Genomic DNA, 25,619 nt, shown 5'->3' with positions numbered 1-25,619 from the left:
CCCGCAGTGCATTTCTTTCTTCCACAACAGCGTCAACAACAGACAGACAGGAGACAAATGATGAAACTGAACCGCCGGACCCTCGTATCCGCCCTTGCCTGCGCCCCCGTGGCCGGGCTGCTCCCGGGCGCCGCATGGGCCCAGAAGCCCATCGTGCTGGGCTTCAGCCAGGTAGGTGCCGAGAGCGAGTGGCGCACCGCCAATACCGAATCGATCAAGTCCGCCGCCAAGGAGGCCGGCATCGAGCTCAAGTTCTCCGACGCCCAGCAAAAGCAGGAAAACCAGATCAAGGCCATTCGCTCCTTCATCGCCCAGAAGGTGGACGTGATCGCCTTCTCGCCCGTGGTCGAGTCGGGCTGGGAGAACGTGCTGCGCGAGGCCAAGGCCGCCAAGATACCGGTGGTGCTGACCGACCGCGCGGTGAACACGAAGGACACCTCGCTGTATGTGACATTCATGGGCTCGGACTTCGTGGAAGAAGGCCGCAAGGCCGGCCGCTGGCTGGTGGACAAGATGAAGGACCAGAAGGGCGACATCAACATCGTCGAACTGCAGGGCACCGTGGGCTCGGCCCCGGCCATCGACCGCAAGAAGGGCTTCGAGGAAGTCATCAAGGCCGACCCCAAGTTCAAGATCCTGCGCTCGCAGACCGGTGACTTCACGCGTGCCAAGGGCAAGGAGGTGATGGAAGCCTTCCTCAAGGCCGAGGGCAAGAAGATCAACGTGCTCTACGCACACAACGACGACATGGCCATCGGTGCGATCCAGGCGATCGAAGAGGCCGGCATGAAGCCCGCCAAGGACATCGTCATCATCTCCATCGACGCGGTCAAGGGCGCCTTCGAGGCCATGATCGCCGGCAAGCTCAACGTGAGCGTGGAGTGCAGCCCCCTGCTGGGCCCGCAGTTGATGACCGCCGTCAAGGACATCAAGGCTGGCAAGGCGGTGCAAAAGCGCATCGTGACCGAGGAAGGCATCTTCCCGATGGAAGTGGCCGCCGCCGAGTTCCCGAAACGCAAGTATTGATGCCGCTGCTGCCGGTGTAGAACCGGCAGCACGGCAGGAGGCCGGCCCCGTGCGCCCACAGGAGGTGTACGAGGGCCGGGCAGAAAACCAGAAAAACAGGAGACAAATTGATGAAGCGCACCATTTTCAAGACCGTACTGGCCACCGTGGCCCTGGCCGCCATGGGCGCCGCACCGCTGGCACTGGCCCAGGACAAGGGCAGCATCGGCATCTCGATGCCCACCAAGTCCTCATCGCGCTGGATCGCCGATGGAGACAACATGGTCAAGGTGCTCAAGGAGCGCGGCTACAAGACCGACCTGCAGTACGCGGACGACGACATCCCCAACCAGCTCGCGCAGATCGAGAACATGATCACCAAGGGAGCCAAGGTGCTGGTGATCGCTTCCATCGATGGCACCACCCTCTCGCGCGTGCTGCAGAGCGCGGCCGACAAGGGCGTCAAGGTCATCGCCTATGACCGGCTGATCAAGGGCTCCAAGAACGTGGACTACTACGCCACCTTCGACAACTTCCAGGTCGGCGTGCTGCAGGCCAACTCCATCGTCGACAAGCTGGGCGTCAAGCAGGGCAAGGGACCGTTCAACATCGAACTCTTCGGCGGCTCGCCCGACGACAACAACGCTTTCTTCTTCTACGACGGCGCCATGAGCGTGCTCAAGCCCTACCTGGACAGCGGCAAGCTGGTGGTGCGCAGCAAGCAGTTGGGCATGAACAAGGTGGGCACGCTGCGCTGGGACGGCTCGGTGGCGCAGGCGCGCATGGACAACCTGCTCTCGGCCTACTACGGCAAGGACAAGGTGCATGCCGTGCTCTCGCCCTACGACGGCCTGTCCATCGGCATCCTGTCCTCGCTCAAGGGCGTGGGCTACTGCACGGCGCAACAGCCCTGCCCGGTGGTGAGCGGCCAGGACGCGGAAATCCCCTCGGTCAAGTCCATCCTCAAGGGCGAGCAGTTCTCCACCGTGTTCAAGGACACGCGCGAGCTGGCCAAGGTGGCAGCCAACATGGTGGACGCCACGCTCTCGGGCAAGCAGCCCGAGATCAACGACACCAAGACCTACAACAACGGCGAGAAGGTCGTGCCGTCGTACCTGCTCAAGCCGGTGTCGGTCGATGCATCCAACTGGAATGCGGTGCTTGTGGGCAGCGGCTACTACAAGGAATCGCAAGTCAAGTAACCCAGGCCTGGGCCAGGGGAGGCAGCGCATCTCCCCTGGTACCAGGGCCACGTGAGACAACAGAGGAAGCCCGCAGCGCTTCCTGCACGAGCCCAGTCCATGATTCTTGAAATGCGGAACATCCGCAAAACCTTCCCCGGCGTGGTCGCGCTCAACCAGGTGAACCTGAACGTGCGCGCCGGCGAGATCCACGCCATCGTCGGCGAGAACGGCGCGGGCAAGTCCACACTGATGAAGGTGCTCTCGGGCGTCTACCCGCACGGCAGCTACAGCGGCGAGATCGTCTTCGAAGGCCAGGAGCGCCAGTTCGACGGCATCCGCGACAGCGAGCACCTGGGCGTCATCATCATCCACCAGGAGCTGGCGCTGGTGCCGCTGCTCTCCATTGCCGAGAACATCTTCCTGGGCAACGAGACAGCGCGGCACGGCGTGATCGACTGGATGGCTGCGCACAGCAAGGCCCAGGCGCTTCTGCGCAAAGTGGGCCTCAAGGAATCACCCGAGACACTGGTCACCCACCTGGGCGTGGGCAAGCAGCAACTGGTAGAGATTGCCAAGGCGCTGTCGCGCCAGGTGCGCCTATTGATCCTCGACGAACCCACGGCCAGCCTCAACGAGAACGACAGCCAGGCGCTGCTGGACCTGCTGCTGGAACTCAAGAAGCAGGGCATCACCTGCATCCTGATTTCGCACAAGCTCAACGAAATATCGCGCGTGGCCGATGCCATCACGGTGCTGCGAGACGGCAGCACCGTGGAGTCGCTCGACTGCCGCACCGGCCTGGTCAGCGAAGACCGCGTGATCAAGGCCATGGTGGGCCGCGAGATGGCCGACCGCTACCCGCCGCGCCAGCCCGACATCGGCCCCACCGTGTTCGAAGTGCGCAACTGGCGCGCCCACCACCCTCAGCACAGCGACCGCGAGGTCATCAAGGGCGTCGACCTCACTGTGCGGCGCGGCGAGATCGTGGGCATTGCCGGCCTCATGGGCGCGGGCCGCACCGAACTGGCGATGAGCATCTTCGGAAAATCCTGGGGCCAGCGCATCAGCGGCCAGGTGCTGCTGAACGGCAAGGAGATCGACGTCGGCACGGTAGAGAAAGCCGTGCGCCATGGCCTGGCCTACGTCACCGAGGACCGCAAGGGCAACGGCCTGGTGCTCAGTGAAGACATCCAGTTCAACGTCTCGCTGGCCAACCTGGGCGGCATCTCCACCGCCACGGTGATGGACCATGGGCGCGAGCACCAGATCGCGCAGGACTACCGTCGCAAGCTGCGCATCCGCTGCTCCGGCGTGGACCAGAAGACCGTGAATCTCTCTGGCGGCAACCAGCAGAAAGTGGTGCTGGGCAAGTGGCTGTTCACCAACCCCGACGTGCTCATCCTCGATGAGCCCACGCGCGGCATCGACGTGGGCGCCAAATACGAGATCTACACCCTGATCGCCCAGATGGCGGCCGAGGGCAAGTGCGTGATCGTTATCTCCTCGGAAATGCCCGAGCTGCTGGGCATCACGGACCGCATCTACGTGATGAACGAGGGCCGATTCGTCGCCGAAATGCCCACCGCCGAAGCCTCCCAGGAAAAGATCATGCGCGCGATCGTGAAAGCAAGTTGACATGACCCCAATGACCCCCTCCTCCACCGCCACGCTCGCCAACTCCTCTGCGGAGGCGCCAGCCGGCAACGACAAGCCACTGCTCGAACACATCAAGCACAATTTCCGCGAGTACGGCATGCTGATCACGCTGGTGGCCATCATGGGCTTCTTCCAGTACATGACCGACGGCACGCTGATGCAGCCGCTCAACCTGACCAACCTGCTGCTGCAGAACAGCTACATCGTCATCATGGCGCTGGGCATGCTGCTGGTGATCGTGGCCGGGCACATCGACCTGTCGGTGGGCTCGGTCTGCGGCTTCATCGGCGCACTGGCGGCGGTGCTGATGGTGGAGTACCGCTGGCACTTCCTGCCCGCATCGCTGGTGTGCCTGCTGTGCGGCGGCGTGATCGGGGCGCTGCAGGGCTGGTTCGTGGCATTTTCGCGCATCCCGTCCTTCATCGTCACACTGGCGGGCATGCTGGTTTTCAAGGGCCTGGCGCTGGCGCTGCTCGCCGGGCAATCGGTGGGGCCCTTCCCTGCCGAGTTCCAGATGCTCAGTTCGGGCTTCATACCGGACCTGTTCAGCGTCGAGGGGCTCAAGCTCACCTCGCTGCTGCTGGGCGTGGCCGTGGCCGTCGCGCTGGCCGTGGCCGGGGTGCGGGCGAGGGCCAACCGCTTGAAGCACGGCGTGCAGGCCGAACCGCTGGCCTTCTTCGTGGCGCGCACGGCGGTATTCGCAGCGCTGCTGGTCTATTTTGCCTACCTGCTCGCCTCGTACAAAGGCCTGCCCAACGTGCTGGTGGTGATGGCGCTGCTGATCGTGCTGTTCGACTTCGTCACCAGCCGCACCACCATTGGCCGGCGCATCTACGCCATGGGCGGCAACGAAAAGGCGGCCAAGCTCTCGGGCATCAAGACCGAGCGGCTGTCGTTCTATGCCTTCATCAACATGGGCGTGCTGGCGGCGCTGGCGGGGCTGGTGTTTGCAGCCCGGCTGAACACGGCCACGCCCAAGGCGGGCCTGGGCTTCGAGCTCGACGTGATCGCCGCCTGCTTCATCGGCGGGGCATCGGCCTCGGGCGGCGTGGGCAAGGTCATGGGAGCGGTGATCGGCGCCTTCGTGATGGGGGTGATGAACAACGGCATGTCCATCCTCGGTATCGGCATCGACTACCAGCAGGTCATCAAGGGCGTGGTGCTGCTGGCGGCCGTGCTGGTTGATGTCTACAACAAAAACAAAGCTTGAAAGCCATGGACGCGGTCACCGGTCACACCGTTTCTCCCGTGATGGAACTCACGGGCATCCACAAGCATTTCTCGGGCATCCCCGTGCTGCGCGACGTGCAGCTCAACTTGTACCCGGGCGAGATCCACGCCCTCATGGGCCAGAACGGCGCGGGCAAGTCCACGCTGATCAAGGTGCTCACCGGCGTGCTCGAAGCCAGTGGCGGACAGATGCGCCTGGCCGGCCAAGCCGTGTGGCCCGATTCGCCGTTGGCCGCGCAGCGCCTGGGCATCAGCACCGTGTACCAGGAGGTCAACCTCTGCCCCAACCTGTCAGTAGCCGAGAACATCTTTGCCGGCCGCTACCCGCGCTGCGGTATCGCCCAGGGTTTTCGCATCGACTGGGCCACGCTGCACCAGCGCGCACGCGAGCTGGTGGCGCGCATCGGGCTGTCCATCGACGTCACGCGCCTGCTCTCGGACTACCCGGTGGCCGTGCAGCAGCTCGTGGCCATCGCCAGGGCGCTGAGCATCGAGGCCAAGGTGCTGATCCTGGACGAGCCCACCTCCAGCCTCGATGACGACGAGGTGCAAAAGCTCTTCGAGGTGCTGCGCCGGCTGCGTGGCGAGGGCCTGGCCATCGTCTTCGTGACCCATTTCCTGAACCAGGTGTACGCCGTGTCGGACCGCATCACGGTGCTGCGCAACGGCAGCTGGGTGGGCGAATGGGCCGTGGCCGACCTCCCTGCGCAGGCGCTGATCAACGCCATGCTGGGGCGCGAGCTGGCAGCCCAGTCCACCGAGCCGCCCGTATCCCCCGTGTTCGACGGCGCGGCGCACGCCCTGCTGCAGGCCGAAGGCCTGGGCCAGAGCGGCCAGTTGCAGCCCATCGACCTGAAGGTGCGTGCGGGCGAGGTGGTGGGCCTGGCGGGCCTGCTGGGATCGGGCCGCACCGAGCTGGCGCGGCTGCTGTTCGGCCTGCAGGCGCCCGACCGGGGTGTGCTGCGCATCGACGGCCGGGCCGTGGCCTTCTCCAATCCCATGGACGCCATCCGCGAGGGATTGGCCCTGTGCCCCGAGGAGCGCAAGACCGACGGCATCGTGGCCGAGTTGTCGGTGCGCGAGAACATTGCCCTGGCGCTGCAGGCGCGCATGGGCATGGGCCGCTTTCTCTCGCGTGCCGAGCAGACCGCGATTGCCGAGCGCTATGTGCAGCTGCTGGGCATCAAAACCGCGAGCGTGGAAACGCCCATCGCCCTGCTCTCGGGCGGCAACCAGCAAAAAGCCATTCTCGCGCGCTGGATGGCCATCGAGCCGCGCCTGTTGATCCTGGACGAGCCCACACGCGGCATCGACGTGGCGGCCAAGCAGGAAATCATGGAGCAGATCCTGCGCCTGGCCGATGCTGGCATGGCCGTGGTCTTCATCTCCTCCGAAATGAGCGAGGTGGTTCGCGTGGCGCACCGCATCGTGGTGCTGCGCGACCGCCGCAAGGTTGGCGAGCTGCCGGCCGGCAGCAGCGAAGAAGCCGTGTACGAACTGATTGCCGCAGAAAATGCCTGACGCATCCCTCCCCTCCTCCTTTCTCTCGGTGGCGCTGCGCCATCGGCTCACCTGGCCCCTGGTCACGCTGGCCCTGCTGCTGGCCGTGAACACGGCTTTCAACGCGAGCTTTCTGCACATCGAGTGGCGCGACGGACACTTCTACGGCAGCCTGGTCGACATCCTCAACCGCGCCGCGCCCCTGGCCCTGGTGTCGCTGGGCATGACCATGGTGATCGCCACGCGCGGCATCGACATCTCGGTGGGCGCGGTGGTAGCCATCGCCGCCGCCGTCGGCGCCTGGATGATCGGCGGCTCGGTCTCGGGCGGCGAGAGCCGCTTTCCCCTGCCGCTGGCCATCCTGGGCGCCATCGGCGTGGCGGCGCTGTGCGGGCTGTGGAATGGCCTCTTGGTCGCCAAGGTGGGCATGCAGCCCATCATCGCCACGCTGATCCTGATGGTGGCGGGCCGGGGCATCGCCCAGTTGATCACCGACGGGCAGATCATCACCATTTACTACGCGCCCTTCTTCTTCCTGGGTGGGGGCTACCTGCTGGGCCTGCCGTTTTCGCTGTTCGTGCTGGCCGCCGTGTTTGCCGGGCTCTACCTGGCGGTCACGCGCACGGCGCTGGGCCTGTTCATCCAGGCCGTCGGCATCAACCCCACGGCGGCGCGGGTGGCCGGCGTGCAGTCGCGCCGGTTGGTCGTCGCGGCCTACACTTTCTGCGGCGTGTGCGCGGGCATTGCAGGCCTGCTCATCAGCTCCAACGTGAAGAGCGCCGACGCCAACAACGCCGGCCAGATGCTGGAACTCGATGCCATCCTGGCCGTGACGCTGGGCGGCACGGCACTGACTGGCGGGCGCTTCAGTCTGGTGGGCAGCGTGATCGGCGCGCTCATCATCCAGACACTGACCTACGCCATCTACTCGCTGGGTGTGCCGCCCGAGATCAACCTGGTCGTCAAGGCCGTGGTGGTGTTCATCGTGATGCTGCTGCAGTCGCCCGACTTCCGCGCGCAGATCGGCACCCTGGTGCGCCGACCCACGGCCGGGGGAGCCCTGTCATGAGCGGCGGACACAGCCCCACCCTGGATGCGGCGCCCAGCGCCGAGGCGCCAACACAACGCCCTGTTTCTCCAAGCATGCGCCTGAACCCCAAGTACCTGCCGCTGGCGGCCACCATCGCGCTGTTCGTGGCCATGGCCACGGCAGGCTCGGTGCTCTACACCGGCTTCTTCTCGGCCCAGGTGTTCCTCAACCTGCTGATTGATAACGCGTTTTTGATCATCGTCGCGGTGGGCATGACCTTCGTGATCCTTTCGGGCGGCATCGACCTGTCGGTGGGCTCGGTGGTGGCGCTGACCACCATGGTGCTGGCCAGCCTGGTGGAGCACCACCACTGGAGCCCGTTCACGGCCATCCCGCTGGTGCTGCTCATGGGCACGGTGTTCGGCGCCTTCATGGGCTTTCTGATCGAACGCTTTCGGCTGCAGCCCTTCATCGTGACGCTGGCGGGCATGTTCCTCGCCCGCGGCCTGTGCTACCTGATCAGCATCGATTCGATCAGCATGGCCGACGAGGCGTATTCGGAGATGGCGCAGTGGCGCCTCGAACTATGGGAGGGCGCCTCGCTCTCGCTGGGCGCGCTGATCGCCATGGCAGTACTGCTGGCCGCCATCTTCGTCGCGCACTGCACGCCCTTCGGCCGCAACGTGTATGCCGTGGGCGGCAACGAGCACTCGGCTGTGCTCATGGGCCTGCCGGTGCGCGCCACGGTGATCGGGGTGTACACGCTCTCGGGCTTGTGCTCGGCCCTGGCCGGCGTGGTGTTCACCTTCTACATGCTCTCGGGCTACGGCCTGCACGCCACGGGCATGGAGCTTGATGCGATCGCCGCCGTGGTGATCGGCGGCACCCTGCTCACCGGGGGCGTGGGCTATGTGGCGGGCACGCTGTTCGGTGTGCTGATGCTCGGAATCATCCAGACCCTGATCTCTTTCGACGGCACGCTCAGCTCGTGGTGGACCCGCATCGTCGTGGGCGTGCTGCTCTTCGTTTTCTGCCTGCTGCAGCGCCTGCTGACGCGCCGCGCCTCCAAGTGACCCCCCTTTTTCTATCTCACAACCACCATGACCACATCCCCGCGCAAGCTTCGCTCCGCCGAATGGTTCGGCACCGCCGACAAGAACGGCTTCATGTACCGCAGCTGGATGAAGAACCAGGGCATTCCGGACCATGAGTTCGACGGCCGCCCCATCATCGGCATCTGCAACACCTGGTCCGAACTCACGCCCTGCAACGCCCACTTCCGCAAAATCGCCGAGCACGTCAAGCGCGGCATCTACGAGGCGGGTGGCTTCCCCGTCGAGTTCCCGGTGTTCTCCAACGGCGAATCCAACCTGCGGCCCACGGCCATGCTCACGCGCAACCTGGCCAGCATGGACGTGGAGGAATCCATCCGCGGCAACCCCATCGACGCCGTAGTACTGCTGGTGGGCTGCGACAAGACCACTCCGGCGCTGCTGATGGGCGCGGCCAGTTGCGACGTGCCGGCCATCGTGGTCACGGGCGGGCCCATGCTCAACGGCAAGCTCGAAGGCAAGGACATCGGCTCGGGCACGGCCGTGTGGCGGCTGCACGAATCGCTGAAGGCGGGTGAAATCAACGAACACCAGTTCTTCGCGGCGGAAGCGGGCATGTCCCGCTCGGCCGGCACCTGCAACACCATGGGCACGGCCTCCACCATGGCCTGCATGGCCGAGGCGCTGGGCACCTCGCTGCCGCACAATGCGGCCATTCCGGCCGTGGACTCGCGCCGCTATGTGCTGGCCCACATGTCGGGCCGGCGCATCGTGGAGATGGCGCACGAGGGGCTCACGCTCTCCAAGATCTTGACGCGCGAGGCGTTCGAGAACGCCATCCGCACCAATGCGGCCATCGGCGGCTCGACCAATGCCGTGATCCACCTCAAGGCCATTGCCGGCCGCATCGGCGTGCAACTGGACCTGGAAGACTGGACGCGTATCGGCCGCGGCACGCCCACCCTGGTGGACCTGCAGCCCTCGGGCCGCTTCCTGATGGAAGAGTTCTACTACGCGGGCGGCCTGCCCGCCGTGCTGCGCCGCCTGGGCGAGAACGACCTGCTGCCCCACCCCGGCGCGCTCACCGTCAACGGCAAGAGCCTGTGGGACAACGTGCGCGAGGCGCCCCAGTACAACGACGAGGTGATCCGCACTCTGGACAACCCCTTGATCGCCGACGGGGGCATCTGCATCCTGCGCGGCAACCTGTCGCCGCGCGGCGCGGTGCTCAAGCCCTCGGCGGCCTCGCCCGAGCTGCTCAAGCACCGGGGCCGCGCCGTGGTGTTCGAGAACCTGGAGCACTACAAGGAGCGCATCGTCGATGAAGACCTGGACATCGACGCCAGCTGCGTGATGGTGATGAAGAACTGCGGCCCCAAGGGCTACCCCGGCATGGCCGAGGTGGGCAACATGGGCCTGCCGCCGAAGCTGCTGCGCCAGGGCGTGAAGGACATGGTGCGCATCTCCGACGCGCGCATGAGCGGCACCGCCTACGGCACCGTGGTGCTGCACGTGGCGCCCGAGGCCGCTGCCGGCGGCCCGCTCGCCGCCGTGCGCGACGGTGATTTCATCGAGCTCGACTGCGAGCAGGGCCGCCTGCACCTGGACATCAGCGACGAAGAGCTGGCCGCACGCCTGGCCGCGCTGGCCAACACCGACATGGGCGGGCGCGGCGGCTACCAGCGCCTGTACGTGGACCATGTGCTGCAGGCCGATGAGGGCTGCGACTTCGACTTCCTCGTCGGCTGCCGGGGTGCTGCCGTGCCGCGCCATTCGCACTGAACATTGACCCGTAGACCCATGCAAACAACGAAATCCCCCCAGTCCCCTCGCTACCGCGGCATCTTTCCCGTGGTGCCCACCACCTTCCACGAGGACGGCCGCCTGGACCTCGACAGCCAGAGGCGCAGTCTCGATTTCATGATCGACGCTGGTGTGGACGGCCTGTGCATCCTGGCCAACTTCTCCGAGCAATTCTCGCTGTCGGACGCCGAGCGCGAAACGCTCACCCGCCTGTCGCTGGAGCATGTGGCCGGCCGCGTGCCCGTGATCGTCACCACAACGCACTACGGCACCCGCGTATGCGCCGAGCGCAGCCGCGCCGCGCAGGACATGGGCGCCGCCATGGTGATGGTGATGCCGCCCTACCACGGCGCCACCTTCCGCGTGCCCGAGGCGCAGATCTACGAGTTCTATGCCCGGGTGTCGGATGCCATCACCATTCCCATCATGGTGCAGGATGCCCCCGCCAGCGGCACCGTGCTCTCGGCCCCGTTTCTGGCGCGCATGGCGCAGGAGATCGAGCACCTGGCCTACTTCAAGATCGAGGTGCCCGGCGCGGCCAGCAAGCTGCGCGAGCTGATCCGCCTGGGCGGCGCGGCCATCGAAGGGCCCTGGGATGGCGAAGAGGCCATCACCCTGCTGGCCGACCTCGATGCCGGTGCCACGGGCGCGATGACGGGCGGGGCTTTTCCCGATGGCATACGCCCCATCATCGAAGCGCACCGCCAGGGCGATGCCGACCAGGCCTTCGCGCTCTACCAGCGCTGGCTGCCACTCATCAACCACGAAAACCGCCAGGGCGGCATCCTCACCGCCAAGGCCTTGATGAAGGAAGGCGGCGTGATCGCCAGCGAGGCCGGGCGCCATCCCTTCCCCGCCATGCACCCCGAGGTGCGCCGGGGCCTGATCGACATTGCACGCCGGCTGGACCCCCTGGTGCTGCGCTGGGGCCAGTAATCCGCTGATGACGAACGACGCCATTCTTTCCCACAGCGCCGCATTGATCGGGCTGGACTGGGGCACCAGTTCGCTGCGGGCCTTTCGCTTCGATGCCACTGGCACGGTGCTCGAAATGCGCCAGCGCCCCTGGGGCATCATGAACCTGCCCGTCGCAGCCAATGGCCAGGCACACGCGACCCAAGGCGCCGCGTTCGAGCACGCCTTCGACGATGTCTGTGGCGATTGGGTGCAGGCCCAGCCCGGCATCCCCGTGCTGGCCTGCGGCATGGTCGGCAGCGCCCAGGGCTGGCGCGAAGCGCGCTACCTCGAATCGCCCGCCTCGCTGGACCAACTGGCCCGCGGGCTCACAGTGGTGGAGCACGGCGCAGGCCCCCGCGTGCACATCGTCCCCGGCCTGCTCCAGCGCGGCGATCTGCCCAATGTGATGCGCGGCGAAGAGACCCAGGTGCTGGGCGTGATGGCGGCCTCGGCCCTGCCCGACGATGCCCCGGTGCTCATCGGCCTGCCCGGCACGCACAGCAAGTGGGTGCTGGCACGGCACCGCTCCATCGCGCAATTCCACACCTTCATGACCGGCGAGGTGTTCGCCGCACTGCGTGGCCACACCATCCTGGGCCGCACCATGCAGCCAACAGAGGCGCCTGACGACGCAGCGTTTGCGCGCGGCCTGCAGGTGGCGCGCTCGGCAGAGGCCTCGCTGGGCCTGCTCTCGCACATCTTCAGCACACGCACGCTGGGCCTGACGGGCGCGCTGCCCGGCACGGCCCAGGCGGACTACCTCTCGGGCCTGCTCATCGGCCACGAGGTGGCCGCACTGGCGGCACAACAGGCGCCGGGTGCCACGCCCACGCATGTGGTGCTCTGCGGCGAGCCCGACCTCTGCCGGCGCTACGCCCTGGCCCTGGCCGCCTACGGATTGCCGGCACCCGAAATAGCCGACAACGCCACCGCGCGGGGGCTGTGGCAGATCGCCACCGCTGCCGCGCTGGTGACCCCTACCGACACACAAGCTGCACGACGCGCATGACTCCTTCAGACCTTCTTTCCGCCTCCATGCAGCGCTGCGGCCTGGTCGCCATCCTGCGCGGTGTGGCGCCCGCCGAAGTGGTGCCCATCGGCCTGGCGCTCAGCGAGGCCGGCTTTCGCATCATCGAGGTGCCGCTCAACTCGCCCGAGCCGCTGGCCAGCATCCGCGCGCTGCGCGACGCGCTGCCGGCCGACGTGCTGATCGGCGCGGGCACCGTCATTCGCCCCGAGGACTGCGCCGCCGTGGCGGCAGCCGGCGGGCAGATCGTGGTCATGCCGCACAGCGATGCGGCGGTGATCCGCGCCGCCAAGGCGGCCGGCATGGCCTGCGCCCCCGGCGTGGCCACGCTGACCGAGGCCTATGCCGCGCTGGCAGCGGGGGCCGATGCGCTCAAGCTGTTCCCCGCCGAGGCGCTGGCGCCCTCCGTGCTCAAGGCCTGGCGTGCCGTGCTGCGCCCGCCGGTGGCGCTGCTGCCCGTGGGCGGCATCACGCCCGAAGGCATTGCGGCCTATGCTGCGGCCGGTGCCAGCGGCTTCGGCCTGGGCTCGGCCCTGTACAAGCCCGGTGACAGCGCCGCCGGCGTGGCGCGCCAGGCGGCCGCCTTCATGCAGGCATGGCGCCAGTCCTACCCCACCTCCTGACGGATCCCCTCTCCACTTTTCGACGAACTCCCAGCCATGAAGATCACCCGACTGACCACGTTCCTGGTGCCACCGCGCTGGTGCTTTCTGAAAATCGAGACCGACGAAGGCATCGTCGGCTGGGGCGAGCCTGTGCTCGAAGGCCGGGCCCACACCGTGGCGGCCGCCATCGAGGAACTGGGCGACTACCTCATCGGCAAGGACCCGCGCCACATCGAGGACCACTGGACGGTGCTCTACCGTGGCGGCTTCTACCGTGGCGGCGGCATTCACATGAGCGCCCTGGCCGGCATCGACCAGGCACTGTGGGACATCAAGGGCAAGGCCCTGGGGGTACCCGTGTCCGAGCTGCTGGGCGGCTGCGTGCGCGACCGCATCAAGGTCTACAGCTGGATCGGCGGCGACCGGCCCAGCGAGACCGCTGCGGCAGCCAAGGCCGCCGTGGACCGCGGCTTCACCGCCGTGAAGATGAACGGCACCGAAGAGATGCAGTACGTGGACAGCTTCGACAAGGTGGAGAAATGCCTGAAGAACGTGGCCGCCGTGCGCGACGCGGTGGGCCCCAACGTGGGCATCGGCGTGGACTTCCATGGCCGGGTGCACAAGCCCATGGCCAAGGTGCTGTTCAAGGAGCTCGACCCCTACCGGCTGATGTTCATCGAAGAGCCCGTGCTCAGCGAGCACTACGAGGCGCTGAAGGAGCTGGCCCACCTCTCGTCCACCCCCATCGCGCTCGGCGAGCGCCTGTACTCGCGCTGGGACTTCAAGCGCGTGCTGTCCGAAGGCTATGTGGACATCATCCAGCCCGACCCCTCGCACTCGGGCGGCATCACCGAAACGCGCAAGATCGCCTCCATGGCCGAGGCCTACGACGTGGCCCTGGCCCTGCACTGCCCGCTGGGGCCGATTGCGCTGGCGGCCAACCTGCAACTCGATGGGGTCTGCTACAACGCCTTCATCCAGGAGCAGAGCCTGGGCATCCACTACAACGCCAGCAACGACCTGCTCGACTATGTGTCCAACGGCGAAGTATTCGCGTACGAGGACGGCATGGTCGCCATCCCCCAGGGCCCGGGCCTGGGCATCGAGGTCAATGAAGCCTATGTACGCGAACGCGCCGCCGAAGGCCACCGCTGGCGCAACCCGGTGTGGCGCCACAAGGATGGCAGTTTCGCGGAGTGGTGAGCTTCCCGGCGGTGTAACAACACCGTGAAGACGTGACGGCAGGGGCGAAAGGGAGGAAAATACTGTAATTACAATCAGTGTTTTGAAGAATCCCCAAGCCCCTATGACGGCGCCGACCATCAACCGCTTCCACCGCACCCGCCTGATGCAGATCTGGCGCTCGGCCGGCTGGCCCTGCAAGGACGCGCTGGAGATCGACCTGCTGGCTGCGCAGCTGGTCGCCCTGCACACCTCGCCCGAGGGCTTCGAGACCCTGAAGCTCACCGAGGACGGCATCCGCACCCTGGCCGAGGCGCGCCAGCGCGGCGTGCGCGCCCTGAGCGCGCACGACCGGCTGGGCCAGAAGTTTGCCGCGCACCTGCTGGCCTCGGGCCGCATCGTCTGGCGCGAGCTGTCGCTGCGCGCCGTGATCGAGGGTGCGGCCCCGGAAACTGCGCCGCTGACTCCGGCAACCAGCAACCCGCTGTGGAGCGAGGACACGCCCGCAAGCCGCAAGGCCGCCAATGTCTGGCGCATGGCACGGCCGGACCTGTTCTCGGTGCGCAACACCACGGTGCCGGCCTACCTGCAGCCCATGGTGCACGAGATCAAGTACAGCCGCGCCGACCTGCTCTCGGACCTGCGCCACGAGGCCAAGCGCCAGGCCTACCAGTGGCTGTGCGAGGAGTGCTACTACGTGTTCCCGGCCGGCGTGGCCGAGGCCGGCGAGGTCCCTGAGCACTTCGGCATCTGGGTGCTGCACGGCGGGCTCGACGATGGCCGCTTCGAGCTATTGCGCCCCGCGCGCCATGCCAGTTGCACCCTGCCCTTCGCCGTGTGGATGGCCCTGTGCAAGGCCACGCCGCTGCGCAGCGAAGAAGAGCTGGCCCAGGCCCACCTGGGCGAGCCCTCCACTGGCGGCCTATGACCTATACCGTGGCGGTGCGCGAGCTGTGCGAGTTCACCGCCAAGCAGGGCGACCTGGACCTGCGCTTCACGCCCGCCCCCACGGCCCTGGAGGGCATGGCCGGCCATGCCGTGGCTGCCGCGCGCCGGGGCGACGGCTACCGCGCCGAGGTCGCGCTGGCCGGCAGCTACAAGAGCCTGCGCGTGCGCGGCCGGGCCGATGGCTTCGACCCGGAGCATGCCCGGCTCGACGAGGTCAAGACCTTCAAGGGCCGGCTCGACCGCCAGCCCGCATCGCACCGCGCACTGCACTGGGCCCAGGCACGCATCTACGGCTGGCTGCTGTGCGCGCAGGAAGGGCTGGAACACATCGACCTGGCGCTCGTGTACTTCGACATCGCCAGCCAGAAGGAGACGGTGTTCACCGAACGCCGCACGGCCGACGAGCTGCAGCAGCACTTCGAGGCGCAGTGCGAGCGCTTTCTCGCCTGGGCCGAGGCGCAGGTGGCGCACCGCGCCGCGCGCGATGCAGCGCTCACCACCCTGGCCTTCCCGTTCGGCGGCTTTCGCACCGGCCAGCGCCCGCTGGCCGAGGCGGTGTACAAGGCCGCGGGCGCAGGGCGCTGCCTGATGGCCCAGGCGCCCACGGGCATTGGCAAGACCATGGGTACGCTGTTCCCGCTGCTCAAGGCTGCGCCCACGCAGCAGCTCGACAAGGTGTTCTTTCTGGCGGCCAAGACCTCCGGGCGGCAGACGGCGCTTGATGCCCTCACGCGCCTCGCCGACAGCGCCCCCGCCCTGCCGCTGCGCGTGCTGGAGCTGGTGGCGCGCGACAAGGCCTGCGAGCACCCCGACAAGGCCTGCCACGGCGAGTCCTGCCCGCTGGCCCAGGGCTTCTACGACCGGCTGCCCGCTGCGCGCGCCGCTGCGCTGCGGCCCGGCGCCGGCAGTGAACGCATCACCCTGCACCAGGCCGAGGTGCGCAGCGCGGCGCTGGCGCACCAGGTCTGCCCCTACTACCTGAGCCAGGAGCTCGCGCGCTGGGCCGACGTGGTGGTGGGCGACTACAACTACTACTTCGACATGGGCGGCCTGCTGCACGGACTGGCCCAGGCCAATGGCTGGCGCACGGCGCTGCTGGTGGACGAGGCCCACAACCTCGTGGACCGGGGCCGCAAGATGTACACCGCCGAGCTGCGCCCCGACGGCCTGGCCCAGGCGCGCAAATCCACCAGCGCCAGCCGCTACCCGCCGGTCAAGAAGGCGCTGGACAAGGTGCGCCGCGCCTGGGTGGCGCTGGACAAGCGGCAGGCTACCGCCTATGCGGTGCACGAGGCCTTTCCCGAAGACCTGCTCACCGCACTGCAGCAGTGCGGCAACACCCTCACAGACCATCTGGCCGAGCACCCCGCCGAGCCCGATGCCGCCCTGCAGGCCTTCTACTTCGATGCCCTGCACCTGGTGCGCATGGCCGGGCTGCTCGACGCGCACTCGCTGGTGGACATCACCCAGCCCACGGCCCCGGGCCTGCCCCAGGCCGCCCGGGCGCCCGGCAGCTCCACCCTGTGCATCCGCAACCTGGTGCCCGCGCCTTTCCTCGGCCCGCGCTGGGAGGCCGCGCACACCAGCACGCTGTTCTCGGCCACGCTGCGGCCCGAGCGCTACTACACCGACCTGCTGGGCCTTCCCACGGACCACCTGGCCATCGACGTGGAATCCCCGTTCCAGGCCGCGCAACTGACGGTGCAGGTCGCGCGCCATATCTCCACCCGCTACCCAGACCGCAAGGCCTCGCTCGCGCCCATCGTTGCGCTGATGGCGCAGCAGTTCACCCAGCGGCCGGGCAACTACCTGGCCTTCTTCAGCAGCTACGAGTATTTGCATCAGGCAGCCACGATGCTGGCCGAGCGCCACCCGCACCTGCCGCACTGGAGCCAGTCGCGGCGCATGCTCGAATCGGAGCAAAAGCAGTTCCTGGCACGCTTCACCGATACCAGCGAGGGCATCGGCTTCGCAGTGCTGGGCGGTGCGTTCGCCGAAGGCATCGACCTGCCGGGCCGGCGCCTGATCGGGGCCTTTTTGGCCACGCTGGGCCTGCCGCAGGTCAACCCCGTCAACGAGCAGGTCAAGGAGCGCATGCAGGCGCTGTTCGGCGAGGGCTACGACTACACCTACCTCTACCCCGGCCTGCAGAAGGTGGTGCAGGCTGCGGGCCGCGTGATCCGCACACCCAGCGACGAAGGCGTGGTGCACCTGATGGATGACCGCTTTGGCCGGCCCGAAGTCCGGGACCTGCTGCCCCGGTGGTGGAGCCTGCCGATCACGTTGAACTCGAAGCCCTTGACTGCGGGAGCAGCATGCCCGCCAACTGGCTGATGGACGCCCGTGGCGTGCCAAAGCTCACCGACTTGCCCGATTTCTTCGCGTAGGCGGCCAGTTCGTAGATGTTCTTTACGGGCAGGTCATTGCGCACCACCACCAGGTGCGGCGAATAGGCGGGAATGGCAATCGGCGCCAGGTCGTTGAGGCGTTCAGAGCGCCCGGTAGATCAGGTTCTCGGGTGGTTCGCCGAACTGCAGCCGCTCAATGTTGCAGGCCATGACGCTGTAGCGCCGCTCCAGCAGCGCAGGCGTGATGGCCGAGATAGGGGGAGTAGCGCGCACTTTGGGCCGTTCGTGCAGCGGCCAGCGTGATGGCGGCACCGGCGCCTGGACCTGTTTCGGGTATCGGTACCAGACGTCGAACACGGCCATCGAGGAAGCCATGGCTCGGCAGGAATAGTCATCATAGTTTCATTGTTTATTGGAAACAATGTTCGATTGCTCTTTCTTCAAATCAGCCCGCGCATGCAAACTCCCGTCCACGTCCCCACCCACAAGAACGCAATCGCTCTGCGCGCCGTCCCCCTGGCCGCGTTGCTGACCCTGGTTGCCTGCGGCGGCGGGGACGATTCGACCTATGCCATTCCCACACCTCCTGCCGGGCTGGGCAAGGAATCAATCGACGTCACCGCGCGAGCAGCTACCAGCATGCCAGCGTCACGAACGGACGTGCCCAAATACCGCGAGGATGCGACCGCCTTCAACTCCGGCAGACACGACGCAACGGCCAGCGGCAACAACGCCTGCTATTCCGATCACACCACGAACAGCACACTCCGCTCTCTGTCGGGCTTCCTTGATATCTGGGAGCCCTCCGAGCGCAAGATGAACGGGTTCAAGGCCTCGGACTACGCAGGCATCTTTGCGAATGGGTCGACCACGCCAGATACGAACGTGGCAGGCAAGGATGCATGCGGTGCGTTTGCATTGACCACCTGGAACGGTGTCTGGCACGTGCTCACAGCCAACAATACCAACGGCACGCTCGGGCAGGCCCCCGCCGGAGGCACGACAGGAACCATCAAAAACAACGCGCTGTTTCTTCAGAACATGGCGTACTCCTCCAAGCTGACCACCCAAACCACCTACACCGCCGCGCAGAAGCAGGAAATCACGCTGGATGACACCGGCAACAAGGTCACGCGCACGGTCAAGGGCGGTTCGCTGGGCCCCCTGGGTCAGGCGTGGGACGACCTCGCAAAGAACCCCGCCTCCGGCTGGGGCGACACGAGCACATCGAACAACCCTGAATTCGGTGCGGTGCTGCAATTCGTGGACAACGCCACAGTGGGCAATATCGCTTCGGACAATGGCCCCAAGGGCTTCTACAAGTTTGCACGCCCGTATCGCTGGTCTGCTGCGGACAAAAACCTTCCGGTCGTTACCGTACTACCCGAACTGCTGGCACGCCGCGCAGCAGGTGCCGATGCGGCTGCGGCACAAACGGCAGCCCAGCAGGACTCCGATTTCCCCAGCGGCCACACCGCCGAATACGTGCGTTACTCGATGGCCATCGCTTACGTGGCACCACAGCGCTTCCACGAAGCGGTGGCGCGTGGCCTGGAAGCCGGGGAGAACCGCATCCGCGCGGGCATGCACTCGGCGCTGGGTACCATGGGCGGGCGCATACTCGGCTCGTCCGTCTGGATGCCATTCTTGAAGGGCGCTGGCGATCGCGGGCTGACTTATACGGAAGCGCAGCGCCAGGCCGTCTTCCAGCAAGCGCAGCTGCAACTGCGCACCAAGTTGGGCGTGAGAACTGGGGTGGAGCTTTGGAATGTCGCACACTCGGCGAGCGTTAGCGAAGACCGCTTCTCGGATTTCGCTGCCGCTAAGGCAGACTATCTGCGCCGCCTCACCTTTGGTTTTGCCAAGAACAGTGCCAAAGCCGGCAAGCCTGCCGTCGTTCCCAAGGGCATGGAGACGCTGCTGGAAACCCGCTTCCCCTATCTCAGCGCCGACCAGCGACGTGCCGTGCTCAAAACCACCGCCATCGATTCGGGCTATCCCGTGCTCGACGACGAAGAAGGCTTTGGCCGCCTGAACCTGTTCGATGCAGCCAGCGGCTACGGCAAGCTGGAAGCCGACGTGACCGTCACCATGAACGATGGCACCGAAGGCTTCTGCGTCTCGGGCTTCTGCTCCTTCGACCGTTGGCGCAACGACATCAGCGGTGCGGGTAAGCTGACCAAGCGCGGAGCCGGCACGTTGGCACTGACAGGTGCGAATACCTACAGCGGCGGCACCATCGTTGCTGCAGGCACCTTGCGCGCGGATTCCGCGGCAGCGATGGGAACTGGCGCGGTGTACGTCGATGGCGGCACCTTGGCCACCAACGGCACCCAAGTGAGCGTGGCGAGCACCTACACGCAAAAATCTGGCACGCTGAACCTCGCATTGTCCAGCAGCACTGCCGGTACGTTGGTGGTCGGAGACCACGCCGCGCTGGCAGGGGCGCTGAAGGTGACTTTCGCCAACGGCTACACGCCCAAGGCCGGTGACAAGATTGTGGTCATCGCCGCCAAAGGGGTGCACAACAAGTTCGACATCGTGGCCGTGGACGGCTTTGCCAAGTCCACCGTGACCTATGGTGATTCCACTGTGACCATCACGCTGGCCAGTTAAAGCGGCTAACAAAACTCTTCTGGCGTCGTTGCAGCGTCTTGTCGTACTGCCTCCGACGCAGCGCCTAGCCAGAACCGCTTCGCTGAGTTTTGTTATCCGCTCTTAGAGCGGCCAGCCCAACACTGGCAGCGAGCGCAGGCAGATGGCGCAAGCTGCCAGGAAAAGCAAGGCGACGTGAATGTCGATGCGACGCTCAAAATGAGTGCGCAGATAACGCCCTCGCCCGGCTCCACGAAGGCTACGAGCAGCAGCCCTGCAGCGGCAATGATCGACCAGCGCTCAAAAGCGCCAGATGCACTCCTTCTTGCCATGGATTGGCTACCTGGAGTAGGCGCGCTCGACATTGCCCCAACATGGTGTCGCCCGCTGGGCCCGTGCGACCTTACAACCAGGTACGCTACGGCCTGCCGCCCACCCAGCCGGCCACCTGCTGCGCCACCCAGGTCGGATCGTCCAGCGGCAGGTCGTGCCCGGCCCAGGGGTGCACCGCCAGCGGGCAGTTCCATGCGCGCGCGATGGCTTCGGAGCAATGCTGGCTGACCAGACCGTCCCGTGCGCTGCCCAGCAGCAGCATGCGGTCCACCGGGCGCGCGCGCGGGGCCCGGTAGCGCGCTGCGGCAGCCAACTGGCGCACGGTATTGGCGCGTGACACGGGCCGCAAGTGGCGGGCCATCACCCAGCCATCCACCACGTCTGCATGCGCGCCCGCACGGTTGCTGGTGAGTTGGAGCACGGTGGACTCCGCTTCGTGCGGCCCGCTTGCGAGCAGCACCCCGCGCACCATGGAAATCCAGTTGCGTGGCCGCAGCCGCTGGTAGAAGGGGCTGAAATTGCCGAAGCTGGTGTTGATGAGCACGCAGCCCTGCACCTCGCTGGGCGCGCTGCACGCCCATTCGGTGGCCACCATGGCCCCAAGCGACATGGCCAGCAGGTTGTGCGGCCCGGTGACACCGCGCTGCGCAAGCTCCGCCCGGCATTGGGCCACCATGGCCGCCACCGACAGCGGGCTTGGGCGCGCATGCCACTGGCCATTGCCCGGCAGGTCCAGCATCAGAACCTCGGCGTCCGGCAGCGCCTGCCTGAAGACTTCCGCGAAACCGCCCCAATGCACGGCCTCGCGGGTGAGGCCGCGCAAAAAGATCCAGCGGGTTGGTACGTGCTGCATGCCGTCAGTACCAGAACGCCAGGGCATCGGCCCGGCGCTGCACGCGCGCCTCGGGTGCAGGCACCCAGCGTTGGTGGCTGCCCGCCGCGCGCGAGAGAAAGTCGAGCAGCGGCATGTGCCGGCGCAGCACACGCTGCAGCCGGTGGTTGATCAGCGGGTTGAAGATGCCCTTGCGCGAGAACAGCTGGCGCGGGTTCTTCTTGATCCAGCGCCAGGAGCCCATCTCCAGCGTCAGCGGCAAAAAGGTGCGCGTGGGGTCGTTGCAGGCCTGCATGTACAGGTGGTCCCACAGGTCGCCGTGCGTGAGGTACTGCGCGCTCTGCGGCTCGATGATGTAGGGGTGGTAGGCATGCGCCTGCAGAAAGATCTCGTGCAGCGCATGCAGCTCCGGCAGGTGGGCAATGGGCTTCTTCGTGTGCGCGAACGGAAACCACAGCCGGTCGCTGATGCCAAAGCCCGAGTGGCAGTCCAGCGCGATGCTGAAGGGGCGCGAGAGCAGTTCGTCGTGCACCACCTCGCACAGGGCCCGGCTCTCGGCCTCCATGGGCGCACCGGGCTTGCCGCGGTACCAGGGCAGGCCCGCGCTCAGCCGCTGGCCGCCGATGAGGAAGGGCACCCGGTCCAGCGCGTCCACCGGGGCGTTGCGCATCAGGTCCACCCCATTGGGATTGGCCCGGGTGGAGGCCCACATGCCGCCCGGGTTCACGATGGGCATGAACACCAGGCGCACCTGCTCGAGCTGCTGGTTCAGGGCCAGGTCCCAGGGCAGGCGCGTCACCACGTTCTGCAGGTAGGCAATCACCACCTCGGCGCCGATGCCTTCGAGCCCGTGGATGCCACCGAAGAAGCCCATGGCCGGCACGCTGCGGTCGGGGTTGCCCAGGCTGATGGCATGGATGGGAAAGCGCTCGCCCGAAGGCATCTCCACGGTATGCACCACCCGGGCGTCCAGGCGGTCGCCGCCCTGGTCGATGATCTTTTGCAGCGCCGCAAGTTCGGGCAGAACGGTGTCGGGCACGGTGGTGGTGGTCTCTGGCAGCGAAAAACAGCCAGCATAGCGCCCGCAGCCCCACGCGCCAGGGTCTTTGCGCAGGCCTGTTGCGATTGCCACACTGACGCAAAACCGTCACATGGCAACGCTATCTTGGGGGAGCTTCACACCACCCAGGAGGTCACCATGCTCTGGAAATTTCTCGGATTGCAGCGGTTGTTCGACGAGCTCTTGGACGAGAGCTGGTTCTCGTTCGACCTTCCTGACAACGACTGCTTTTTCCATGACGAGCCGCTCCCGCTCTCCGCGCAGGATTGAACCGCTGCGCACCGTCGCGCTGTTCGGGATCATGGGCTGCGCCATGGCCTGGGGCCTGGTGGAGCTGTTCGCGCTGCAGCGCTCGCGCTACCACGCCTGGCGCGAACGGCACCACACGGCCCTGCCCCGCTGATACCGCGCTGACACAGGCCTCGCCATGCAGTGCCGCGACCAGACCCCTGGCGAAGAACTGGCCAACAGTGCCAGCCACGGCCTGGCACTGCTGGCTGCGGTCATCGCGGCCCCGCTCCTCGTGGCTTCGGCACGTCCGCAGGGCGCTGCCAGCGTGGCCGGCGCCATCGTCTTCGCGGCCACCATGGTGCTGCTGTACCTGGCCTCCACCGTCTACCACGCCCTGCCCGAAGGGCGCTTCAAGCAGGCTGCGCTGAAGCTCGACCACGGCGCCATCTACCTGTTCATCGCGGGCAGCTACACACCCTTCGCCCTGAAGCAACCCGAGGGCGAGTGGAACCTGGCCCTGCTGGCCCTGGTCTGGGCCGTGGCCACACTGGGCCTGGTGCTGAAGGCGCTCAACCGGCTGCGCTCGGCATGGCTCTCCACCGGGATGTATGTCGTCATGGGCTGGCTGGCGCTGGTGGCCGCCCTGCCCCTCATCGGCCACCTCACGCAGTGGAGCGCGCACTGGCTCATCGCCGGCGGCGTGGCCTACACGGTGGGCGTGGCGTTCTTCGTGCTCGACTCGCGGCTGCGCTATGCCCATGCCGTGTGGCATGGCTTCGTGGCCGCCGGCACCGGCTGCCACGCCGTGGCCATCATGGGCTATGGGGGTTAGCGCGCTGGGTTCTGCGGCATCGCCCACGGCATCCCCTGAATGGAAACAACAAAGCCCTGCATTGCAGGGCTTGGCAATCACACGGCCGCCAGGCGGCCGGCGTCGATCACAGCTTGGCGATGGACACCTCGGTCGACTTCACCAGCGCGACCACGTCGGAGCCCACAACCAGCGCGAGGTCGTCCACCGAGCGCGTGGTGATGACGGAAGTGACGATGCCCCAGGGGGTTTCGACGTCGACCTCGGAGACGACGTCGCCGCGGATGATCTCGCGCACTTTGCCCTTGAACTGGTTGCGCACGTTGATGGCTTGAATGGACATGGTGTTTCTCCTTGAAAGTCCGGGAACGGATGGATGGGTCAAAAAATCAGAGGGGGCGAAGGCGCTCACACCGCCCAGCGCAGGCCGTGCGCGGGCACACCGGGCCAGCGCGCGTCGGCGGCGCTGGGTTCGGCATCGGGCTTTTGCAGCACACGGTCGAGAATGCGTTTTTCGATGGCGGCAAACGCGGCATCGCCATGCGAGCGCGGGCGCGGCAGGTCGATCAGCTGGTCCAGCGCGATCTGCCCGTCTTCGATCAGGATCACGCGGTCGGCCAGGGCCACCGCCTCCTGCACGTCGTGGGTCACCAGCAGCGCGGTGAAACCGCTGGCCTGCCACAGGCCTTCGATGAGGCGGTGCATCTCGATGCGGGTGAGCGCATCGAGCGCGCCCAGGGGTTCGTCGAGCAGCAAGAGGCGCGGGTTGTGCACCAGAGCACGCGCCAGGGCCACGCGCTGGCGCTGGCCGCCCGACAGGCGCGCCGGCCATTCGCCCAGCCGGTCGCCCAGGCCCACACGGGCCAGCACGTCGGCCGCAGCGCCGCGGCGCTCGGCCGGCAGGCCCAGTGCCACGTTGTCGGCCACGCGCTTCCAGGGCAAGAGGCGCGAGTCCTGGAACATGATGCGCGTGTCCTGGCTCAGGCCGTCCACGGCCTGGCCGTCGAGGCGGATGGTGCCGCCCGAGACGGCTTCGAGCCCCGCCACCAGGCGCAGCAGCGTGCTCTTGCCGCAGCCGCTGCGGCCCACGATGGCCACGAACTGGCCGGGCTCGATCACCAGCTCGGTCTTCTTGAGCACCTCGCGGGCGCCATAGCGCTTGTCCACGCCGCGCACTTCCAGGCGCACGCCATTGTTGGCGCTGTCGCGCGGTGTTGCATTGGTCTGTGCCATGGTGTCAGGCTCCCGGCTTGAAGAGGGCCACGTCCAGCGTGTTCACACGCCGGGGCAGCAGTTTCTCGGACAGGAAGGCATCGGCAATGCGTTGCTGCTCGGACAGGCCCGCAGGCAGCACGGCACGCACCTCGTAGCTGCGGCGGCTGTTGGCCTGCTCCACCGTGGCGGCATCCAGCCCCCACACGGGAGCCAGCAGCGCCGCGGCGTCCTTGGGGTGGCCCTTGACCCAAGCGCCGGCCTTCTGCAGCTCGGCGAACAGCACGCGCAGCACGTCGGCGCGGGCCTGGGCGTAGGGCGTGGCGGCCAGGTAATAGCGCTGGTAGGAGGCCACATCGCGCCCGTCGGCCAGGATGCGCACATTCGACTGGCGTTGCACGGCGGCGAGGAACGGGTCCCACACCACCCAGGCGTCGATGGCACCGCGCTCGAAGGCGGCGCGGCCGTCGGCCGGCGTGAGGTAGGCGGGGTCGATGTCCTTGAACGACAGGCCGGCCTTCTCCAGCGCGGCGATCAGCAGGTAGTGGGCACCGGCGGCCTTGGCAAAGCCGATCTTCTTGCCCTTGAGGTCGGCCACGGTCTGGAGCGGCGAATCAGCGCGCACCACGATGGCCTGGGCCGAGGGGGACGGCGCCTCCTGCGCCACGAAGGTCACGGCAGCACCGGCCGCCTGGGCGAACACCGGCACGGTGTCGGCCACATCGGCGCTGACATCGATGTTGCCCAGGTTCAGGGCTTCGAGCAACGGCAGCCCGCTGGTGAACTCATGCCAGGTGAGCTTGGTGCCCAGGGGGGCCAGCAGCTTCTCGAGCGTGCCCTGGGTCTTGAGCACCACGATCAGGGTGGACGACTTCTGGTAGCCGATGCGCACGGTATCGGGCTTGGCACCGCTTTGTGCGGACACCAGGCCGCTGGCCGTGGCAGCCAGGGCGGCCAGCGCAGCGAGCGTGGTGCGCCGGGAGGTGGAGTGGAAGATAGACATGGAAATCCTTGGAGC

At 66.9% G+C, this 25,619-nt stretch carries 24 protein-coding genes; 18 read left to right on the top strand and 6 right to left on the bottom strand.

Annotated elements, in window-relative coordinates; translation table 11 throughout:
* The first annotated feature begins 60 nt into the window (after positions 1 to 60).
* The 14 genes from QYL93_RS29630 to QYL93_RS29565 all read left to right on the top strand — a co-directional run bounded on the left by QYL93_RS29630 (position 61) and on the right by QYL93_RS29565 (position 17,513).
* Positions 61 to 1,026, top strand: a complete 966-nt coding sequence (locus QYL93_RS29630; RefSeq protein ID WP_305747035.1) for an ABC transporter substrate-binding protein — start codon at positions 61 to 63, stop codon at positions 1,024 to 1,026.
* Positions 1,027 to 1,136: 110 nt separating this feature from the next.
* A complete protein-coding gene (gene chvE, locus QYL93_RS29625; RefSeq protein ID WP_305747034.1) occupies positions 1,137 to 2,207 on the top strand; it encodes a multiple monosaccharide ABC transporter substrate-binding protein in 1,071 nt (356 codons plus the stop codon).
* A gap of 99 nt (positions 2,208 to 2,306) precedes the next feature.
* Positions 2,307 to 3,824 (top strand): multiple monosaccharide ABC transporter ATP-binding protein, encoded by a 1,518-nt coding sequence (mmsA, locus tag QYL93_RS29620; RefSeq protein ID WP_305747033.1) that lies wholly within the window; start codon positions 2,307 to 2,309, stop codon positions 3,822 to 3,824.
* 1 nt (position 3,825) lies between these two features.
* Positions 3,826 to 5,055: a multiple monosaccharide ABC transporter permease gene (gene mmsB, locus QYL93_RS29615; RefSeq protein WP_305747032.1), complete on the top strand. Its 1,230-nt coding sequence runs from the start codon at positions 3,826 to 3,828 to the stop codon at positions 5,053 to 5,055.
* A 5-nt stretch (positions 5,056 to 5,060) separates the two neighbouring features.
* On the top strand, positions 5,061 to 6,596 hold the full coding sequence (locus QYL93_RS29610; RefSeq protein WP_305747031.1) for a sugar ABC transporter ATP-binding protein: 1,536 nt from the start codon (positions 5,061 to 5,063) through the stop codon (positions 6,594 to 6,596).
* Complete coding sequence (locus QYL93_RS29605) at positions 6,589 to 7,644, top strand: ABC transporter permease (protein ID WP_305747030.1); 1,056 nt, start codon at positions 6,589 to 6,591, stop codon at positions 7,642 to 7,644. Before QYL93_RS29610 ends, QYL93_RS29605 begins: the two co-directional genes overlap by 8 nt.
* Positions 7,641 to 8,678, top strand: a complete 1,038-nt coding sequence (gene yjfF, locus QYL93_RS29600; RefSeq protein ID WP_370877072.1) for a galactofuranose ABC transporter, permease protein YjfF — start codon at positions 7,641 to 7,643, stop codon at positions 8,676 to 8,678. The genes QYL93_RS29605 and yjfF overlap by 4 nt, the downstream gene beginning before the upstream one ends.
* A 27-nt stretch (positions 8,679 to 8,705) precedes the next feature.
* A complete protein-coding gene (locus QYL93_RS29595; RefSeq protein ID WP_305747029.1) occupies positions 8,706 to 10,439 on the top strand; it encodes an IlvD/Edd family dehydratase in 1,734 nt (577 codons plus the stop codon).
* An 18-nt stretch (positions 10,440 to 10,457) separates the two neighbouring features.
* Entirely contained in the window at positions 10,458 to 11,396 is a 939-nt protein-coding gene (locus QYL93_RS29590; protein WP_305747028.1) for a dihydrodipicolinate synthase family protein, read from the top strand.
* A 7-nt stretch (positions 11,397 to 11,403) separates the two neighbouring features.
* Complete coding sequence (locus tag QYL93_RS29585) at positions 11,404 to 12,426, top strand: 2-dehydro-3-deoxygalactonokinase (protein WP_305747027.1); 1,023 nt, start codon at positions 11,404 to 11,406, stop codon at positions 12,424 to 12,426.
* Complete coding sequence (locus tag QYL93_RS29580) at positions 12,423 to 13,067, top strand: 2-dehydro-3-deoxy-6-phosphogalactonate aldolase (protein WP_305747026.1); 645 nt, start codon at positions 12,423 to 12,425, stop codon at positions 13,065 to 13,067. Before QYL93_RS29585 ends, QYL93_RS29580 begins: the two co-directional genes overlap by 4 nt.
* A 36-nt stretch (positions 13,068 to 13,103) precedes the next feature.
* Positions 13,104 to 14,252, top strand: coding sequence for a galactonate dehydratase (gene dgoD, locus QYL93_RS29575; RefSeq protein ID WP_305747025.1), 1,149 nt, complete (start codon positions 13,104 to 13,106; stop codon positions 14,250 to 14,252).
* A gap of 103 nt (positions 14,253 to 14,355) precedes the next feature.
* Positions 14,356 to 15,159, top strand: a complete 804-nt coding sequence (locus QYL93_RS29570) for a hypothetical protein (RefSeq protein WP_305747024.1) — start codon at positions 14,356 to 14,358, stop codon at positions 15,157 to 15,159.
* Entirely contained in the window at positions 15,156 to 17,513 is a 2,358-nt protein-coding gene (locus QYL93_RS29565; protein WP_305747023.1) for an ATP-dependent DNA helicase, read from the top strand. The genes QYL93_RS29570 and QYL93_RS29565 overlap by 4 nt, the downstream gene beginning before the upstream one ends.
* A 155-nt stretch (positions 17,514 to 17,668) precedes the next feature.
* Here the strand turns inward: QYL93_RS29565 and QYL93_RS29560 are convergent, their stop codons facing one another.
* The gene (locus tag QYL93_RS29560; RefSeq protein ID WP_305747022.1) at positions 17,669 to 17,902 is read right to left on the bottom strand and encodes a hypothetical protein; all 234 of its coding nucleotides are present in this window, start codon (positions 17,900 to 17,902) and stop codon (positions 17,669 to 17,671) included.
* 81 nt (positions 17,903 to 17,983) lie between these two features.
* Here QYL93_RS29560 and QYL93_RS29555 point away from each other — a divergent pair, with 81 nt between their 5' ends.
* Positions 17,984 to 20,143 carry an autotransporter-associated beta strand repeat-containing protein gene (locus QYL93_RS29555; protein WP_305747021.1) on the top strand — a complete coding sequence of 720 codons (2,160 nt, stop codon included), beginning with the start codon at positions 17,984 to 17,986 and terminating at the stop codon, positions 20,141 to 20,143.
* 397 nt (positions 20,144 to 20,540) lie between these two features.
* Here QYL93_RS29555 and QYL93_RS29550 read toward each other — a convergent pair whose 3' ends face one another.
* Complete coding sequence (locus tag QYL93_RS29550) at positions 20,541 to 21,308, bottom strand: alpha/beta fold hydrolase (protein ID WP_305747020.1); 768 nt, start codon at positions 21,306 to 21,308, stop codon at positions 20,541 to 20,543.
* Between the two features lie 4 nt (positions 21,309 to 21,312).
* Positions 21,313 to 22,326 carry a M14 family zinc carboxypeptidase gene (locus QYL93_RS29545; RefSeq protein ID WP_305747019.1) on the bottom strand — a complete coding sequence of 338 codons (1,014 nt, stop codon included), beginning with the start codon at positions 22,324 to 22,326 and terminating at the stop codon, positions 21,313 to 21,315.
* 159 nt (positions 22,327 to 22,485) lie between these two features.
* Here QYL93_RS29545 and QYL93_RS29540 point away from each other — a divergent pair, with 159 nt between their 5' ends.
* From QYL93_RS29540 to QYL93_RS29530, 3 genes are read left to right on the top strand one after another with little or no spacing between them, the layout of a single operon-like run.
* Positions 22,486 to 22,617, top strand: coding sequence for a hypothetical protein (locus QYL93_RS29540; protein ID WP_255357714.1), 132 nt, complete (start codon positions 22,486 to 22,488; stop codon positions 22,615 to 22,617).
* Positions 22,583 to 22,750 carry a hypothetical protein gene (locus tag QYL93_RS29535; RefSeq protein WP_305747018.1) on the top strand — a complete coding sequence of 56 codons (168 nt, stop codon included), beginning with the start codon at positions 22,583 to 22,585 and terminating at the stop codon, positions 22,748 to 22,750. The genes QYL93_RS29540 and QYL93_RS29535 overlap by 35 nt, the downstream gene beginning before the upstream one ends.
* Positions 22,751 to 22,774: 24 nt before the next feature.
* Positions 22,775 to 23,410, top strand: coding sequence for a hemolysin III family protein (locus tag QYL93_RS29530; protein ID WP_305747017.1), 636 nt, complete (start codon positions 22,775 to 22,777; stop codon positions 23,408 to 23,410).
* A 106-nt stretch (positions 23,411 to 23,516) separates the two neighbouring features.
* On the opposite strand, the gene QYL93_RS29525 is transcribed toward QYL93_RS29530, so the two are convergent.
* The 3 genes from QYL93_RS29525 to QYL93_RS29515 form a co-directional block, all read right to left on the bottom strand.
* Positions 23,517 to 23,732: a molybdopterin-binding protein gene (locus QYL93_RS29525; RefSeq protein ID WP_056168199.1), complete on the bottom strand. Its 216-nt coding sequence runs from the start codon at positions 23,730 to 23,732 to the stop codon at positions 23,517 to 23,519.
* 65 nt (positions 23,733 to 23,797) lie between these two features.
* Entirely contained in the window at positions 23,798 to 24,622 is an 825-nt protein-coding gene (locus tag QYL93_RS29520) for an ATP-binding cassette domain-containing protein (protein WP_305747016.1), read from the bottom strand.
* 4 nt (positions 24,623 to 24,626) lie between these two features.
* Positions 24,627 to 25,604 (bottom strand): aliphatic sulfonate ABC transporter substrate-binding protein, encoded by a 978-nt coding sequence (locus QYL93_RS29515; protein WP_305747015.1) that lies wholly within the window; start codon positions 25,602 to 25,604, stop codon positions 24,627 to 24,629.
* Between the last annotated feature and the right edge of the window lie 15 nt (positions 25,605 to 25,619).

Origin of the sequence: Acidovorax sp. A1169, assembly GCF_030704685.1 — a bacterium.
Taxonomy (GTDB): domain Bacteria; phylum Pseudomonadota; class Gammaproteobacteria; order Burkholderiales; family Burkholderiaceae_C; genus Acidovorax.
Note: the sequence above shows the minus strand (reverse complement) of the source record. Positions and strands in the feature narration are given on the sequence as shown.

What these genes read in the sequence shown, in the direction of transcription:
- QYL93_RS29540 (WP_255357714.1), top strand. Translation starts at nt 22,486, where the DNA reads ATGCTCTGGAAATTTCTCGGATTGCAGCGGTTGTTCGACGAGCTCTTG.
- mmsA (WP_305747033.1), top strand. Translation starts at nt 2,307, where the DNA reads ATGATTCTTGAAATGCGGAACATCCGCAAAACCTTCCCCGGCGTGGTC.
- QYL93_RS29565 (WP_305747023.1), top strand. Translation starts at nt 15,156, where the DNA reads ATGACCTATACCGTGGCGGTGCGCGAGCTGTGCGAGTTCACCGCCAAG.
- QYL93_RS29585 (WP_305747027.1), top strand. Translation starts at nt 11,404, where the DNA reads ATGACGAACGACGCCATTCTTTCCCACAGCGCCGCATTGATCGGGCTG.
- QYL93_RS29515 (WP_305747015.1), bottom strand. Translation starts at nt 25,604, where the DNA reads ATGTCTATCTTCCACTCCACCTCCCGGCGCACCACGCTCGCTGCGCTG.
- QYL93_RS29580 (WP_305747026.1), top strand. Translation starts at nt 12,423, where the DNA reads ATGACTCCTTCAGACCTTCTTTCCGCCTCCATGCAGCGCTGCGGCCTG.
- QYL93_RS29610 (WP_305747031.1), top strand. Translation starts at nt 5,061, where the DNA reads ATGGACGCGGTCACCGGTCACACCGTTTCTCCCGTGATGGAACTCACG.
- QYL93_RS29590 (WP_305747028.1), top strand. Translation starts at nt 10,458, where the DNA reads ATGCAAACAACGAAATCCCCCCAGTCCCCTCGCTACCGCGGCATCTTT.
- QYL93_RS29560 (WP_305747022.1), bottom strand. Translation starts at nt 17,902, where the DNA reads ATGGCTTCCTCGATGGCCGTGTTCGACGTCTGGTACCGATACCCGAAA.
- QYL93_RS29570 (WP_305747024.1), top strand. Translation starts at nt 14,356, where the DNA reads ATGACGGCGCCGACCATCAACCGCTTCCACCGCACCCGCCTGATGCAG.
- dgoD (WP_305747025.1), top strand. Translation starts at nt 13,104, where the DNA reads ATGAAGATCACCCGACTGACCACGTTCCTGGTGCCACCGCGCTGGTGC.
- QYL93_RS29550 (WP_305747020.1), bottom strand. Translation starts at nt 21,308, where the DNA reads ATGCAGCACGTACCAACCCGCTGGATCTTTTTGCGCGGCCTCACCCGC.
- chvE (WP_305747034.1), top strand. Translation starts at nt 1,137, where the DNA reads ATGAAGCGCACCATTTTCAAGACCGTACTGGCCACCGTGGCCCTGGCC.
- QYL93_RS29525 (WP_056168199.1), bottom strand. Translation starts at nt 23,732, where the DNA reads ATGTCCATTCAAGCCATCAACGTGCGCAACCAGTTCAAGGGCAAAGTG.
- mmsB (WP_305747032.1), top strand. Translation starts at nt 3,826, where the DNA reads ATGACCCCAATGACCCCCTCCTCCACCGCCACGCTCGCCAACTCCTCT.
- QYL93_RS29595 (WP_305747029.1), top strand. Translation starts at nt 8,706, where the DNA reads ATGACCACATCCCCGCGCAAGCTTCGCTCCGCCGAATGGTTCGGCACC.
- QYL93_RS29630 (WP_305747035.1), top strand. Translation starts at nt 61, where the DNA reads ATGAAACTGAACCGCCGGACCCTCGTATCCGCCCTTGCCTGCGCCCCC.
- QYL93_RS29555 (WP_305747021.1), top strand. Translation starts at nt 17,984, where the DNA reads ATGCAAACTCCCGTCCACGTCCCCACCCACAAGAACGCAATCGCTCTG.
- QYL93_RS29530 (WP_305747017.1), top strand. Translation starts at nt 22,775, where the DNA reads ATGCAGTGCCGCGACCAGACCCCTGGCGAAGAACTGGCCAACAGTGCC.
- QYL93_RS29520 (WP_305747016.1), bottom strand. Translation starts at nt 24,622, where the DNA reads ATGGCACAGACCAATGCAACACCGCGCGACAGCGCCAACAATGGCGTG.
- yjfF (WP_370877072.1), top strand. Translation starts at nt 7,641, where the DNA reads ATGAGCGGCGGACACAGCCCCACCCTGGATGCGGCGCCCAGCGCCGAG.
- QYL93_RS29535 (WP_305747018.1), top strand. Translation starts at nt 22,583, where the DNA reads ATGACGAGCCGCTCCCGCTCTCCGCGCAGGATTGAACCGCTGCGCACC.
- QYL93_RS29605 (WP_305747030.1), top strand. Translation starts at nt 6,589, where the DNA reads ATGCCTGACGCATCCCTCCCCTCCTCCTTTCTCTCGGTGGCGCTGCGC.